Source organism: Oceanobacter sp. ABM4_470 (assembly GCF_056158645.1).
Window position 1 is genome coordinate 2,132,693 of the sequence record NZ_JBSWTR010000001.1, and the last position, 13,579, is coordinate 2,146,271.

Consider the following 13,579-nt stretch of genomic DNA (forward strand, 5'->3'; position numbering starts at 1 on the left):
GGTGTCGGGTGTCGGGTGTCGGGTGTCGGGTGTCGGGTGTCGGGTGTCGGGTGTCGGGTGTCGGGACAAGTGCACCAGACACAGCCCCGATAACCACCGACGAATACAGATTCGCTACACCAGCTGTTCTAACCAGTTCAGAATCAGGCTCGCCAACGCCCCGCGGTCTTTATCCGTGGCTTTGCCTTCCGCGAGGGTATTGGCCAGTTTCAATAACTGACGCTGTTGCTCGGACGCAACGTCTCGCAACACGCTTTGATTGCCCGCTTCTGCGACGGTATCGGTACGGTTACCGTGGGAATGACTGGCAATTTCGCGGTAAAACAGCAGCGCCCTGTCGAGCAACACCACCGGAAACTGAGGGTTTTTACTCGGTCCAACCGTCACCCGGGCACCACCCAGCGGGATGGCCTTGATTTTCACCCGGGTCAGTTCCGCGCCCAGAAACCAGGCACTGCCACCGCCAATCAAAGCCCCTGCGGTGGCAAACAAACCGGCAGACAAACCGCCGACGGCGGCTTCCAGAGTGACCCCCACCCCAGCGCCCATACCGGCGGCTGCCAACAACACCTGCTTGCGGGTTAAACCCAGCACCTCCCAGGTGGTTTCTGCAAACAAGTCCTGATGCAGCACCGATTGGGCAGGTAAGGTCAGGTTGAAGTGGTTGTGCAAATACAGCTGTCGAATACTGCCAAACAGGCTCTGCTCGCGCTCGGCAATGGCTTTTTGATAGCGCCCTAAAGCCTGCTCGGTTGCTTGTTCATTACTGGCTTTCTGAGCCTGCGACGTGCCGCCCAACAAGCCGCCCAAGCTTCCTGAACGAGAGCCTCCTGAACCAGAGCCGCCTGAACCAGAATTTCTCAAACCCGACGCCGATACTTTTTGCTCAATGGTCAGCTGCAACGCAAATTCAAGATAGTCGAGCACCTGTTCGGCAACCTGCAAACGGCGCTGTTGCCAGTTGTGCTCAAACGCGGCAATCGCCTTGTTGAGCTGCGGTTCCCAGCTTTGCTGGATTGCCTTGAGGGTTTCCAGCAAAGCCAGCCGTTCCGGGAAACGCGCCTGATGGGCGTTGAATTCCCGAATAACGTTGAAGTGACGACGGAAAGCCTGCTCCCAGTCCGGCAAGTAGTCGCGGTCGTTGTCCTTGAAGTTGATCACCGCCATGCGCGGCTTGTTAACGAGGCGCAGGATTTCCATTTCGGCCTGATCCACCGCCAGCAAAGGCCGTGAACAGTCGACTACATATATAACCGCAGCACCGTCTGCCAGTGGTTGCAGCAACTGGCAATCGTGGTGAAACACCGGGTCGTTGCCAAAGGTATCCAGGCAAGCGCGCAGTAGCTCATCGTCGGTTTTGCCGCTGTCACGCATCCAGTCAAGAATACGCTGAGGGTTCTGAAACCCCGGGGTGTCTACCAGCTCCAGCACGGTTTCGCCGGCCAGATTCACCGGGAAATACTGGCAGTGGGTGGTTTCACCGGGGTAGTCGTTCACCACTACGCTGTCGTCTTCGGTGAGGGTCGACAACACCGACGACTTGCCTTCGTTCGGGTGGCCAATCACGGCTATCAAGGGATGCCCACCATTGGCTTTAGAAGCACGAGCCATAGAGTTAACCGTGGTTGTCATTGGCTGTCTCCCACATCCACGTGCAGCAACATATTGTGGCACTGCAACAGGTCGAGTTTCTTACGCCACACTTCCGCCAACCGCGCAGTCAGCGGCTTACTGACCGTGTCGGCATCCGTTTGCCGCTGGGGTTTGCCCAGCAGCACCAGGTGCAGTTGTTTGGCGTCGGCATTTTGGGTGTGCAGTTGTTCGGCCAGTGCCTTTAACTGTTGCAAGGTTTCTTCAATCGGTGGCTGCCAGCCTTCCAACACCAGCCAAACGTCTTGTCCGGCTGGGGCTTGTGCCTGCTGCAAACGTTGCAGCGGGCTGATCTCAAGCGCACTGCCCGAGGCTTGCTGGAGCCAGTGGCTCAAGGCCTCAGCAGGATAGCGTTGCAGTGTTTCCTCCAACACCCACAGCCGCAACGCGGCTGGTTCAGTGCCGACGATGTCCGTCATGGTTGCCAGTGGCGTGTGGCTATCGGCTTGCTCGCCAGTGTGTTGGCTCGGCTGGCTGTGACTGGAAAAATCCACCGATTGCATACGACGCCACAGAGCCTGATCGTGGTAACCATCAAAAGCTGGCTGGTGCAGCCAGCGGGCTTCCTGAGCCACTGCCCAGCCCCAGACCAGCAGCCGTGGCAACAAGCCGTAAACCAGAACGCTGAGCACCATAAACGGCCACCAGGTACGGAAGTCGTCGGCAGCAAAGTCGGCCACCTCACTGCCCAGCTGAATGCGGGTGCTGGCAATCTGGGCCAACGACGGATAACCGGTGCCTTCGCCCAGCCACCAACTCCACGGCGTCGCCAACCATTGCACCAGTGCATGCACGGTATCGGCCGACGCGGTCAGCGAGCTTTGCCAGCCAAAGGCACGGTCGGTGACTGCCAGCAGCACCAACACACAGGCCAAAGCACCCAGATTAAATCCCATGCCGAAGGTCTGAAATAACCGCATCACGCGGTTCATCATCAGCGGTTTGTAGCGTTGCAGCATTTGCTGCATCAGCTGTGTTTTGATGGTCGCATCGTCACGGGATTCACGGCTGGCGTCAGAACCGGCGTTTGCAGCTGCATCGGTCGCTTTGCCCGAAGCAAGCGCAGACAAGCCACTCAAATGACGGGACGCCAGCGTCCAGCATTTACGCCACACACTCTGGGCCAGCAGTGCCAAAGGCTGATACCAGCGAGCAAATACGTTTTGGCCCATGGCCGCGGCCACCAGTGTGAACAGCAAGCCCACCAGCAACAACAACTGCGGCAATACCAGCAGAGCCAAAAACAAGGCCACGTTAACCGGTACCGAACCGTCGTAAAACATCGCTGAACTAGCCAGCCCCGCGCCGGATATCAAACCAATCAACAGCATGATCAGCCCGGCGGTTCGACTACTGTGCTCCAGAATATCGCCACCGTCGGTCACCAATGGCTGTTGTTGCAGTCGCTCGCTTAGCCAAAACCGATACACAACGGCACGACGCTTTGGCTCGGCTGCCCGCTGGTAAATATCCCGGTCACGTTGGGCCAGCTCGGCATCGCTTTGGCTGCTGCTCTGGTCTTGCAGACGCAGTTGTTCAAATCGAACCAGATCGGCCAGCGTCCAGCGCCTGTGGTCCGACGCCTTGGCAGGTGTGGTATCGGTGGAATCCTTCGGGGATGACGGGTGCAAGAGAAAACCTGATGTAAAACAGAAAACCCAAGAGTAACGGCGCAGTACCGAGTCATACAAGATGTGCCCTGATACTTATTACCGCAATAGCAAATTACAATCGTTGGCCGGGAGCTTATCCGACGCCAAGGTATCCAACTGCAGATATTCATTCGTGAGGATCACGATCATGGCCCATGCCGAATCAGGACACTCTCCAACCTTCCAGCCGGAAGGCGAACCCAGCCGCTGGTACGACTTTCTGTGCTATTCGCTGATGTTTGCTGCGGTGGCAACGGTATTCATCAAATACCTGTTTCCCATTTCCTTTGCGCTGGCCTACCAGCAACCAATACTGACGCACGTGCAGTGGGACCTTTGGCCTGCGGTGCATTTCTGGCTGGGCTGGTCGCTGATGCAGCACAAGTCCTATGCCCTGACGGCTGCCTTGTTGGTGACGGTGGTTGAGATTGCCTTCAGCGGCCTGAAGCTGGCGATGTTTTTTGCCAACCCGGAATGGACCATCTGGAACGCTAACTGGATGTTGAACGAAGCTCTCTGCGCGTCCATTTTTGTGGCCTTGTGGCACACCGCCTGGCGTCGCCCGGAAATCTTCCCCAATGCCTTTATGCCGTTGCCCTCCAAGGTCCACAGCGAGCGCCGCTAACGGGGTTGAACACAGCCCTGCCTGAGCGTTAGTGTCGTGTTTTTAACGCTCAGGATGTCTGGCTTATGACCGCTGCTTCTCCCTCCCCATTTGACTTCGATAGCCCCATTGAGCGCCGTGGCTCGGGGTGCTTCAAGTGGGACTCCAACCCGTCTGCCGACACCTTGCCGATGTTTGTTGCCGATATGGACTTCAAGGCCCCGGAGCCGGTATTGCAGGCACTGCAACAGCGGGTGGCGCACGGTGTGTTTGGTTACACCTGGGTTCGCGACGAATACTTCGACGCGGTGAACCACTGGTTCAGCCGCCGCCACAACTTTCCAATTGAGCGTGACTGGATCTTGCCGACCATCGGCATCGTGCCTGCTGTATCAGCCATTCTGAAAGCCTTTATGGACGCCGCTGAGCCAAACGAAACCGTCGGTGTAATGGTACAAACGCCGGTTTACCATTGCTTTTTCTCGTCCATTCGCCGTATGGGCTGTGACATTGTTGAATCGCCACTGGTCGCCGATGCGCAAGGCGTGTACCAGATCGACTTCGAGCAGTTTGAACAACAAGCCGCGTTGCCGACCACCAGGGTATTTTTGCTGTGCCACCCGCATAATCCGTCCGGTCGGGTGTGGACTTCCCATGAACTGATCCGCATGGGTGAGATTTGTGCCAAGCATGGCGTCACCGTGGTCAGCGACGAAATTCATTGCGACCTGATGTTCCCGGGGCTGACACACACGCCGTTTGCCACCCTGACGCCAGAGTTCAAGGACAGCTGCATTACCCTCAGCTCACCCAGCAAGACCTTTAACCTGGCCGGATTGCAAATTGCCAATATCGTCATCGCCAACCGTCGCTTGCGCAGCAAGGTTCAAAAGGCGCTGTTTGCCCACGAACTGCAAGGGGTAAACCCGTTTGGCGTGGAAGGACTGATCGCCGCTTACAATGAGGGCGAGGCTTGGTTGGACGCCCTACGCGATTATTTATTGGGCAACTATCGGTACATTCAGGAGCAGCTGGCAACGCACTTGCCAGAGATAACGGTATATCCGCAGCAAGCGACCTATTTGGCCTGGCTCGACTGCTCAGCCACGGGACTGAACGGCGACGAACTGGCCAAAAAGCTATTGGAAGAAGGCGACCTGCGCATCAGCAGCGGTATGGGTTTTCTGCCGTTCAGTGGCGCTCATGGCGACCAGCAGAACCACTTTATTCGGCTGAATTTTGCCTGCCCACGCAGTGTGCTGGACGAGGGGTTGCAGCGGATGTGCAAGGTTCTGAAAAGCTGCTGAATTCGTATCCGCAATAGTGCTGAACACCAAATTCACCGCGCCAAGCGCGGGGATCAGCCATGCCTGATCACAACCATTGCCCAAAAACACAGGAACCAACCGCCGCCGCTGCTTTCACATTCTCTGAGACATTAATTAAACCATCCACCAGAGAGGCAAAACATGGCAATTATTCGTAGCGCATCAGCAAACTGGCAGGGTTCCATCAAAGAAGGCAAAGGCACAATTTCCAGTAACAGCGGTGCTTTGGCCGAACAACCGTTTGGTTTCAACACACGCTTCGAGGATCAGCCGGGGACCAACCCGGAGGAACTGATCGGCGCAGCCCACGCAGGCTGTTTTTCCATGGCACTATCAAAAACACTGGGCGACGCTGGCTATACCGCCGACAACATTGATACCCATGCGGACATATCACTGATACAAGACGACAACGGCTTCACCATCAGCAAGGTAGCACTGTCGCTGAAAGCCTCAATTCCAAACATCAGTGACGAAGAGTTCCAGCAGCTGGCAGCGACGACCAAAGGGGCTTGCCCGGTATCCCGAGTACTGAACGCCGAGATCACCCTGAGCGCTGAACTGGTTTAATCCACGTTAAGCTGACATTAAAAACGCCCGCAGAATGCGGGCGTTTGTTTGGGGACAGACTCTTTAAGCCCACATCACGCTGCGTCAGCTTTCAGCGATGCCATGTCGATCACAAAGCGGTAACGCACGTCGGATTTCTCCATCCGCTCGTAGGCTTCGTTGATCTCTTCCATCCTGATCATTTCGCACTCCGGCAAGACGCCGGTTTTGCCGCAGAAGTCGAGCAACTCCTGGGTTTCACGAATACCGCCAATCAAGGAGCCAGCAATACGACGGCGCCCCAGAATCAATGGCACAGAGCTGAATTCCGGCATCGCGCCAACCTGTCCGACCATCACCAGGGTACCGTCGGTTTGCAGCAACGGCATGTACGGGTTGATGTCGTGTTTTACCGGCACGGTATCGATGATCAGCTCGAACTGATTGGCCGCCGTTTTCATGGCGTCGGCATCGCTGCTGACCAACAGGGCATCACCACCCAGCGCGGCAACGTCCTTGGCCTTGTCGGCGGTACGGCTCAGCACCGTGACGTGGGCCCCCATAGCCGCCGCCAGTTTCACCGCCATATGACCCAGACCGCCAAGGCCAACCACCGCAACCTTGCTGCCCGGACCTACGTTCCAGGTACGCAATGGTGAGTAGGTGGTAATGCCGGCACAGACCAGTGGCGCGACCTTGGCCAGGTCGAGGGTGTCCGGCACTTTCATTACAAACTCTTCGCGTACCACCACATGCTGGGAGTAACCACCCAGGGTATGGGTGTTCAGGTGCTTGTCCGGGCCGTTGTAGGTATCAACCCGTTCGCCGCAGTACTGTTCTTCGCCCGCATGGCAATGGGAGCAGGTCTGACAGGAATCCACCATGCAGCCGACGGCGACATGATCACCCACCTTGTATTTGCTGACATTGGCGCCCACCGCACGCACCCGGCCAACAATTTCATGGCCCGGTACCGATGGGTACAGACTCCAGCCCCAGTCGTTGCGAGCGGTATGCAAGTCGGAGTGACAGACGCCGCAATAAAGAATATCGATGGCGACATCTCCGGCGTTGGGCTCACGACGCTCAAACTCAAACGGCGCTAAAGGACTGGTTGGGGTTTGGGCTGCATATCCCAGGGTTTTCATCACGAATGTCTCCCGTTTAGATGGGTGATATTTATTGGCTGACCGTCAGTGTTTTCAACCACTGCACACGCTCCGGGTCGCGGTTACGGCTTTTTCACAGTCGGTAGCGTCTGCAATCTGGAACACACCGAAGCCCAGCATCGGCATTTCAACGCCATTGTTCAGTGTTGTTACAGGTACAGCCAAATTGGAAACTTCAGACATGGGATTAACTCCAGCGTTAAGATGGAATAGCGCCACTCTAACAAGCGTATAAACCCGCGATTAGTCCGGATAATTAGATAGGATTAATGAGCAACAATCATGAAATCTGACGGTACACTGTGGTGAAACCACAGGCGTCGGTGTAACCAGCGCCAGATTGCCCAACACTCATACCGATCGACGTCAGGAATTTGCCATGGCCCGTGACCAATATTCTGAACTGCAAGCCTTTATCGCGGTGGCCCGTCATCGCAGCTTTACCAAGGCCGCCAACGAAATGGGGCTTTCGCAGTCGGCACTGAGCCACACCATTCGTGGCCTGGAAAAGCGCTTGGGCATCCGCTTGCTAACCCGCACCACCCGCAGCGTGTCACCGACCGACGCCGGTCAGCGGCTGATTGACCGGGTGGCGATCAAGTTTGAAGACATTGATGCCGAGTTGGCGGCCCTGACAGAAATGCGCGACAAGCCCGCAGGTATGGTGCGAATTTCCTGCTCTGACCACGCCGCCGAGCAATACATCTGGCCACGGCTTAAATCTCTGCTACGGGAATACCCGGACATTCAGCTGGAAGTTCGCATCGACTACGGGCTCACCAACATCGTCGAAGAGCGACTCGATGCTGGGGTACGGCTGGGCGAGCAACTGGAACAGGACATGATCGCTATCCCGGTTATCCCCAAAGCCCGTATGCTGGTTGCCGCCAGCCCAGACTACCTGAAGGGCAAGTCCCTGCCGCTGGTCCCGCAAGAGCTGCTGGAGCATCAGTGCATCAATATCCGCCTGCCAACCTTTGGCGGTAACTACGCCTGGGAATTTGAAAAAGATGGCCGCGAACTGAAGTTGCAAGTGTCCGGGCAGGTGACCTTCACCAATGTCGACCACATCATTCAGGCGGCACTGGATGGCTTTGGCTTTGCCTTTATGCCGCAGGAGTCGCTGGCGCCGCATGTTAAACGCGGCGACCTGATCACCGTGTTGGAAGACTGGACACCGTCGTTTGCTGGCCTGTACCTGTACTACCCCAACCGGCGAGAGGCGTCGCCGGCGTTCAAACTGGTGGCTGAAGCCTTGCGCTATAACCCCGAGTTGCACCCAATGATCTTTGAATGAGCGTTTCCCTGCTTTTTCCCTCATCGCTCTGTCACGGGGCAGAGCATCTGCACGGCTATCCGGGGACTACGATCCTTGGGGTGTGCAACTTGTACCATGACAGGACTCAAGCGCCCCAGTGCCCCATGTCGAGGGCTTCCATCACCAGCTCAACAGACAGCGCCGCCAGCACCATACCCATCACCTTGATCAGAATATTGGCACCGCCTTCACCAATGATGCGCAGGATGCGGGTTGCTCCCAGCATCAGCAGCAAGGTAACGGCCAGAATGGCAATCAGCACGGCGGCGGTACCGGCCTGAGTGGCAATCGGAAAGCGGGAATTATCGGTCAACAGAATCACCGCCAGAATGGCACCCGGCGATGCAGTTGCCGGAATCGCCAACGGGAAAACGGCAATGTCGTGGCGGGATTCCTTGGACTCGTTGGAGCCAGATGGGTCGCCAAAGATCATCTGCAAGCCAAACAGGAACAGAATGATGCCCCCAGCCAGCTGCAAGGACACCAGCTGGATGCCCATGGCTCCCAGCAACAGCTGCCCCACAATGATGGACGCCAGCAGTACTCCGCCAGCATAGAAGATGGTTTTGAACGCAGTTTTGCGCCGGGCTTCGGCGGTCATGTGCGCGGTCATTCCCGCAAACAGTGCCATGGTGCCAATGGGATCAATGGTGGCCCACAGAATAAGGCCATCCTGAAAGAATTTGTCGAGCATGAAGGTCCCTGATAGGTAAGCGGCGATGGGCATAACTCCAGCGCCTTGATTACATGAGACTATCACGCTCGCAGGCAGTTCAGCAGCCTGTTGAGGATGTTGGACAATGCAGAAATTGTCCAACTCACATGCCTAGCGGCCGCCGCGCTGCGGACCTTGCGAGCGACTGTCAGAAGTCGTTGCCGCTGTTGATTTGTTACCAATGGTTCGGGTGTCGGTTTTCTTCAACTTGTCGAAGGAACGCAAACCGCCAATGCCCAGCATGCTGGTGACGATGGCAAACAGTAGCTCCCCCGACAGCGGTGCCGGTGGCTTCACGGTGCATTCGCTCAACTGTTCTGACACCGGTACCAGCGCCTTGGCCAGCTCCTCTGCCGCTCGGCCACCCACAGTCGTCTGACGGTTAGCCACCTCGGCAGCGGCCTGGGTGATTTCGACCAGCGGCGCGCTGGCAAAATGGCAAGGAATCACCCCAGTGGCCTGAAACGTCGCCCAGAACCACAACAGAACCGGGTACAACAAAAACTGATAAGCCAGCGCAATACCGCCGACCCAGCCAATAAACGGCCGCCAGCCAGCAACAAACAGGTTCGGGTTTTGCGCCTCCTGTTTGTTGATTTCCATTTGCCCTTCCAGCAGCCTGCCTTCCAGTTCTTGCCCTTTCAGGGCCAACTGCAAACGCTCTTCGTCGGTGGTTACCAGGTTATCGGAAATTTTGCCGACCCCTTCAATAATGGAACCAATGCCCAGCAAGCTCATGCCAATCCCTCCAGCGTTCGGTTGATCCATCCCAGCAGGAATTTGCGCTGGCTGTCGTTGTTGTTGACGATTTCCGCATAGCGGGCAATTTTGGCCAGCGCGTAGTTGGCGACGAACAACTCGGTGTGAGCCTGATTAATCTGCGCCATGCTTTTGGGGCCGATGATGCCATCGGGGGTTGCCCCGACGACCAATTGAGCCAGTTTGGCTGCCGTGCGAACGCCAGCGTTGACGCCAAAATCGAACAGGCTTTCAGCGATGGCCTGGCTTTCGATATCGCCACCGCCAAGCTTGTCCCAGTAATGCTGTTGATAGAAATCGCGCACCAGATCGGTGATGGCAGGATCATCCGGGTCTTGCTTCAGGCGTTGCCACCCCGGCCATTGCGGATGAAAGTTTTGTGCTATTCCGGCGTAGGTTAAGCCGCCGCGGTCATTGCTGACCTGATGCAAGGTGTAACCGCCTTCGTTCAAAATCATCTTCTCGAAGGCGCACAGAAAATCAGCCACCGAAACCTCCCTGTTTGTGGATGTGGGCAAGGTACCCATACAAAACGTGAAACAGTCGTCAGTCTGGCAGCTTTTTATGGCTGGGCAAGATCAAAAGTGGACCAATAAAAGACGATTCCGACACTTTGTCGGTTTAGGGGCAATGACTCGGCCTGGACAGACGCTGTAGCTGGGGCTGGGGTTAGGGTTAGGAACAGGAAACCGGGCCCATTGCAGGCCCGCTGGCTAAAATGTCTAAACTCAGCTCATATTAGATCAACAGGAGTTTACGGGCATCACTCAACTCGCCGCCAGCCGCGTTGTGGGCGCTTCTGGTGCGTCACATTGCTCCACGATTTGTCGAGCCAAACGATTGATAAAGGCCCTCAGCTGGCCAATGTTCATTTCATCACTTGCTGACATCGTCAGTACATAATCCTGCTGCCCCAGGCTCAACGACACAAACGCCATATTGCCCCGTTCGGACTCCACAAACGCAACTCGAAACGGCCGCTCCAGCATTTGCTGCGATACTGCATTGCTGACCGAAAACAGCGTGCTGGACGCCGCGGCCATGGCATCCGCTTCAAACTGAATGTGTGCCAGTGTGCGGCTGGCCACCGGAAATCCGTCGGTGGTGCTGAGACACACACACTCGGCCCCGGCATAGCGTTGCAGGCAGTCATCGAACAGGCCCAGCAAGGTCGTTTGAAAGGCGGATTGCGAAGACGGTTGAAAAGTCGACTGTGACATATCAGGCAATTCCTTGTTGTGGGGCGACAATCGCCTCTGCGTTTGTTAAGTCTGTATTGGTAAAGTCTGTGTTTATAGAATCGGGATCAGTAGTGTCTGAACCTGCGTCAGGGCTATCCAACAACGTGTGATACTGGCTTTCGAAATTATGCAAGTCGCAGTCTGCGTCTTCGCTGAGGATCAACATCAACTCCAGCAGCGTGAGCGAAGACTCCAGCTGTCGAGGGTCTACCGCGACGACGGGAGCAATCACCTGATGTTTGGTCAGAACATCGAAGGTCGCTTCGCTAAGCTGCTCCAGTGCTGCGGAGTCGGCGTCTTCGCTATGGGTAATGCCCACCACCACCGGTATTTGATGACGGCCCGGCTCAAAGAACGCCAGCAGGTGTTCCAATTGCTGTAAATCCTGCTCGATTTGGCCGTGCCGTTTAAAACGCACCAGCACCACCAGCCCCCAAAGTTCACCCTTGACCATTTCCCACAACATGCTGAAACGGCGCTGTCCGGGCAACCCGTACAAGCCCAGCGCGGTGTGCTCATCGAGCGACAAGCGGCCGTAGTCGATTCCTACCGTGGTGAATTCCTTGCCAATATCGACACTGGAGCGTGCCTCCGTGGCAAAGGGCGAGATTTCACTGATGGTTTGGATCAGCTGGGTTTTCCCCGCCCCCACTTCTCCGACCACCGCCAGCTTTTTGTAGATGTTTGGTGTTGCAGCTGTATTCATGGCCGTTACCCCGCTTTTCTTGCGGATGAAATAAACCGACGCATCAAGGCGCCAAAACGGCCGGAGCCAGTGGCGTCACCTCTGGCGGTGGCCGCTTCACGGCTAGTCTCTGCTGTGTTCATTCGATTAGTCGTGCATTCAACCTTGCGTTCACCCGTACTTTCGATCCCGCTTCCGCCCTTGCGAGCGTTAGGCTGCGGCAAGGTGTGTGACTCTGCGCGGCTGCGTATTGAGGCTCCACTGGCAACCGCCGGTGACGACATTGGATGAGCAACCAGCACACCCAGACGCATGAGTTGCTGCAAAAAGGCTTCAAACTCGCTGACGCTCTGCCACAGCCCACGGCTCAGCAATTCGGAGTAGCTGATGTGCTGCCTGCTGAGCAAGGCGCAAGAACGCATGATTTGTGGCGACAGGTTCATCTGGCCGGGCTTGGGCCAGGCATGGATGCTATAGCTGAGTTGTTTGAGGTCGTTATTGATGGTGCTGGTACTAGCTGGGGCGCTGGTGTTGGTACTGCTGGTGCTACTGTCAGACGCGCCAGATACTTCGCTAGCGGGTGTCACCGTAACCAAATCAGTGAGCGCACTGGGAAACAGCGCCTGGAAACGCTTGCGAGCCAATTCGTTCTGGAATACTTCCGCACCTAACACCTCGTCACGAATACGAGCCAGAAACTGCCGATGTTCAGTAGAGTCCGGGCGGAAGCATTTGACTTTCCAGTGGCTGAAAAACGCCTCGTCGATATCAGCCACATGCAGAATGGCGCAGTCTTCCACCCGGGCATCACGGCGGATTTTGTACGCAGCGTTGGCAATGCACTGATGCTCGCCTTCCAGTATCTGCAAAAATGCATGACCGTGAACCAGAAATACCCCTCGCAGCGACGACTCGCCCTGCATGGCTCTGAGGTCATTAAACAGGCCGACGATGTCGGCGGAATGATCTTCACCCGTGCCGGATGTTGCCAGCTTGCCTACACATCCCATCCGCTTCATTGATTGCCTCCCGGCCAGTTTGCGACGTACTACTGCAATCTAGACCAGCCCCCAAGGGTTTCAGCAGGCTTTCTGTAGAAGTGTGATTCGCATCCCAACGGGGTCAGTGGGCAATACAGGCAGGCATGACTCCCCTGTCTTTTGCGCTGTGACAGAGGGGCAAAAAGCGGTTAGCACACCGGGAAATCAAAACTGCGGTTGGGGAATGGCTCATCAGCCAAAGTGAAATGCCACCACTCCATTTCGAAGCCGACAAATCCCTGTTGCTGCATCTGCTCGGCCAGCAAGGCTCGGTTTGCCAGCTGTGTAGAAGACAGCGCTTGATAGCTGGTCCATGAAGCTTGATCGAAGAAGTCGAATGCGGTGCCCATGTCCAGCTCACGGCCAGAGTCCAGTTCAATCAGTGTGAGATCAACGGTGCTGCCGCGACAATGCGCCGAGTGCAGTCCCAAATAGCCCAAATCAAACAGCTGGGACTTTTCGTGGTTGGGGAAATAAGCGGATTTGGTGGATTCATCGTTGTTCCCAGCCCAGGCCAGAAAACACGGGATCGCTCGTTGCGGGCGATAGGCATCGTAGATTTTCAAACCCAATCCTTGTGCATTCAGCGTGTGTTGCACCCGCTGCAATGCCGTGGCCGCTTGTTCGGTCAATAGCGCCCGGTTGGCCTGGTAACCGTCAACCACAGCACCGGTAAAGTTGGCGCTGCTGGCGTAAGCCAGTTCAACGCACAGATTGGGCATCAGCGATTTCAAATCCACAAAGCCATCGGCAACTGCCATTGAACTACAAGCCTCCGTGTATGAGGTTGCTGGGGATGGCTTCCCTGCAGATACAGATGTCATCAAATTATTTCCCTCTATCAGCCGCCCTGAAACAAAAAACCCGAT

Annotated in this window: 15 protein-coding genes; 4 read left to right on the forward strand and 11 right to left on the reverse strand. The window is 56.2% G+C overall.

Annotation, left to right across the window (positions count from 1 at the left end):
- Positions 1 to 114: 114 nt before the first annotated feature.
- Positions 115 to 1,632 carry a GTPase/DUF3482 domain-containing protein gene (locus ACXADJ_RS09315; RefSeq protein WP_475065064.1) on the reverse strand — a complete coding sequence of 506 codons (1,518 nt, stop codon included), beginning with the start codon at positions 1,630 to 1,632 and terminating at the stop codon, positions 115 to 117.
- Complete coding sequence (locus tag ACXADJ_RS09320; RefSeq protein ID WP_475065066.1) at positions 1,629 to 3,281, reverse strand: DUF2868 domain-containing protein; 1,653 nt, start codon at positions 3,279 to 3,281, stop codon at positions 1,629 to 1,631. The genes ACXADJ_RS09315 and ACXADJ_RS09320 overlap by 4 nt, the downstream gene beginning before the upstream one ends.
- Before the next feature lie 169 nt (positions 3,282 to 3,450).
- Between ACXADJ_RS09320 and ACXADJ_RS09325 the strand changes: the two genes are divergently transcribed.
- The 3 genes from ACXADJ_RS09325 to ACXADJ_RS09335 all read left to right on the forward strand — a co-directional run bounded on the left by ACXADJ_RS09325 (position 3,451) and on the right by ACXADJ_RS09335 (position 5,804).
- Positions 3,451 to 3,927 carry a hypothetical protein gene (locus tag ACXADJ_RS09325; RefSeq protein ID WP_475065068.1) on the forward strand — a complete coding sequence of 159 codons (477 nt, stop codon included), beginning with the start codon at positions 3,451 to 3,453 and terminating at the stop codon, positions 3,925 to 3,927.
- Between the two features lie 65 nt (positions 3,928 to 3,992).
- Positions 3,993 to 5,213 carry a MalY/PatB family protein gene (locus tag ACXADJ_RS09330; protein WP_475065071.1) on the forward strand — a complete coding sequence of 407 codons (1,221 nt, stop codon included), beginning with the start codon at positions 3,993 to 3,995 and terminating at the stop codon, positions 5,211 to 5,213.
- Positions 5,214 to 5,375: 162 nt separating this feature from the next.
- Positions 5,376 to 5,804 carry an OsmC family protein gene (locus ACXADJ_RS09335; protein WP_475065073.1) on the forward strand — a complete coding sequence of 143 codons (429 nt, stop codon included), beginning with the start codon at positions 5,376 to 5,378 and terminating at the stop codon, positions 5,802 to 5,804.
- Positions 5,805 to 5,878: 74 nt separating this feature from the next.
- Here the strand turns inward: ACXADJ_RS09335 and ACXADJ_RS09340 are convergent, their stop codons facing one another.
- Both ACXADJ_RS09340 and ACXADJ_RS09345 read right to left on the reverse strand, forming a co-directional pair.
- Complete coding sequence (locus tag ACXADJ_RS09340) at positions 5,879 to 6,931, reverse strand: NAD(P)-dependent alcohol dehydrogenase (protein ID WP_475068171.1); 1,053 nt, start codon at positions 6,929 to 6,931, stop codon at positions 5,879 to 5,881.
- Positions 6,932 to 6,985: 54 nt separating this feature from the next.
- Positions 6,986 to 7,135 carry a hypothetical protein gene (locus tag ACXADJ_RS09345; RefSeq protein ID WP_475065076.1) on the reverse strand — a complete coding sequence of 50 codons (150 nt, stop codon included), beginning with the start codon at positions 7,133 to 7,135 and terminating at the stop codon, positions 6,986 to 6,988.
- A gap of 196 nt (positions 7,136 to 7,331) precedes the next feature.
- On the opposite strand from ACXADJ_RS09345, the gene ACXADJ_RS09350 reads away from it, so the two are divergent.
- Positions 7,332 to 8,249 carry a LysR family transcriptional regulator gene (locus tag ACXADJ_RS09350; protein ID WP_475065078.1) on the forward strand — a complete coding sequence of 306 codons (918 nt, stop codon included), beginning with the start codon at positions 7,332 to 7,334 and terminating at the stop codon, positions 8,247 to 8,249.
- 106 nt (positions 8,250 to 8,355) lie between these two features.
- On the opposite strand, the gene ACXADJ_RS09355 is transcribed toward ACXADJ_RS09350, so the two are convergent.
- The 7 genes from ACXADJ_RS09355 to ACXADJ_RS09385 all read right to left on the reverse strand — a co-directional run bounded on the left by ACXADJ_RS09355 (position 8,356) and on the right by ACXADJ_RS09385 (position 13,471).
- Complete coding sequence (locus ACXADJ_RS09355; RefSeq protein ID WP_028292787.1) at positions 8,356 to 8,964, reverse strand: MarC family protein; 609 nt, start codon at positions 8,962 to 8,964, stop codon at positions 8,356 to 8,358.
- A 132-nt stretch (positions 8,965 to 9,096) separates the two neighbouring features.
- Complete coding sequence (locus ACXADJ_RS09360; RefSeq protein ID WP_475065080.1) at positions 9,097 to 9,723, reverse strand: 3TM-type holin; 627 nt, start codon at positions 9,721 to 9,723, stop codon at positions 9,097 to 9,099.
- The gene (locus ACXADJ_RS09365; protein WP_475065084.1) at positions 9,720 to 10,232 is read right to left on the reverse strand and encodes a glycoside hydrolase family 108 protein; all 513 of its coding nucleotides are present in this window, start codon (positions 10,230 to 10,232) and stop codon (positions 9,720 to 9,722) included. The genes ACXADJ_RS09360 and ACXADJ_RS09365 overlap by 4 nt, the downstream gene beginning before the upstream one ends.
- Positions 10,233 to 10,511: 279 nt before the next feature.
- Positions 10,512 to 10,964: a roadblock/LC7 domain-containing protein gene (locus tag ACXADJ_RS09370; protein ID WP_475065087.1), complete on the reverse strand. Its 453-nt coding sequence runs from the start codon at positions 10,962 to 10,964 to the stop codon at positions 10,512 to 10,514.
- Between the two features lies 1 nt (position 10,965).
- Positions 10,966 to 11,691, reverse strand: coding sequence for a GTP-binding protein (locus ACXADJ_RS09375; protein ID WP_475065090.1), 726 nt, complete (start codon positions 11,689 to 11,691; stop codon positions 10,966 to 10,968).
- 5 nt (positions 11,692 to 11,696) lie between these two features.
- On the reverse strand, positions 11,697 to 12,689 hold the full coding sequence (locus tag ACXADJ_RS09380) for a BLUF domain-containing protein (RefSeq protein WP_475065092.1): 993 nt from the start codon (positions 12,687 to 12,689) through the stop codon (positions 11,697 to 11,699).
- A gap of 170 nt (positions 12,690 to 12,859) precedes the next feature.
- Complete coding sequence (locus tag ACXADJ_RS09385) at positions 12,860 to 13,471, reverse strand: M15 family metallopeptidase (protein WP_475065094.1); 612 nt, start codon at positions 13,469 to 13,471, stop codon at positions 12,860 to 12,862.
- Positions 13,472 to 13,579: the final 108 nt, after the last annotated feature.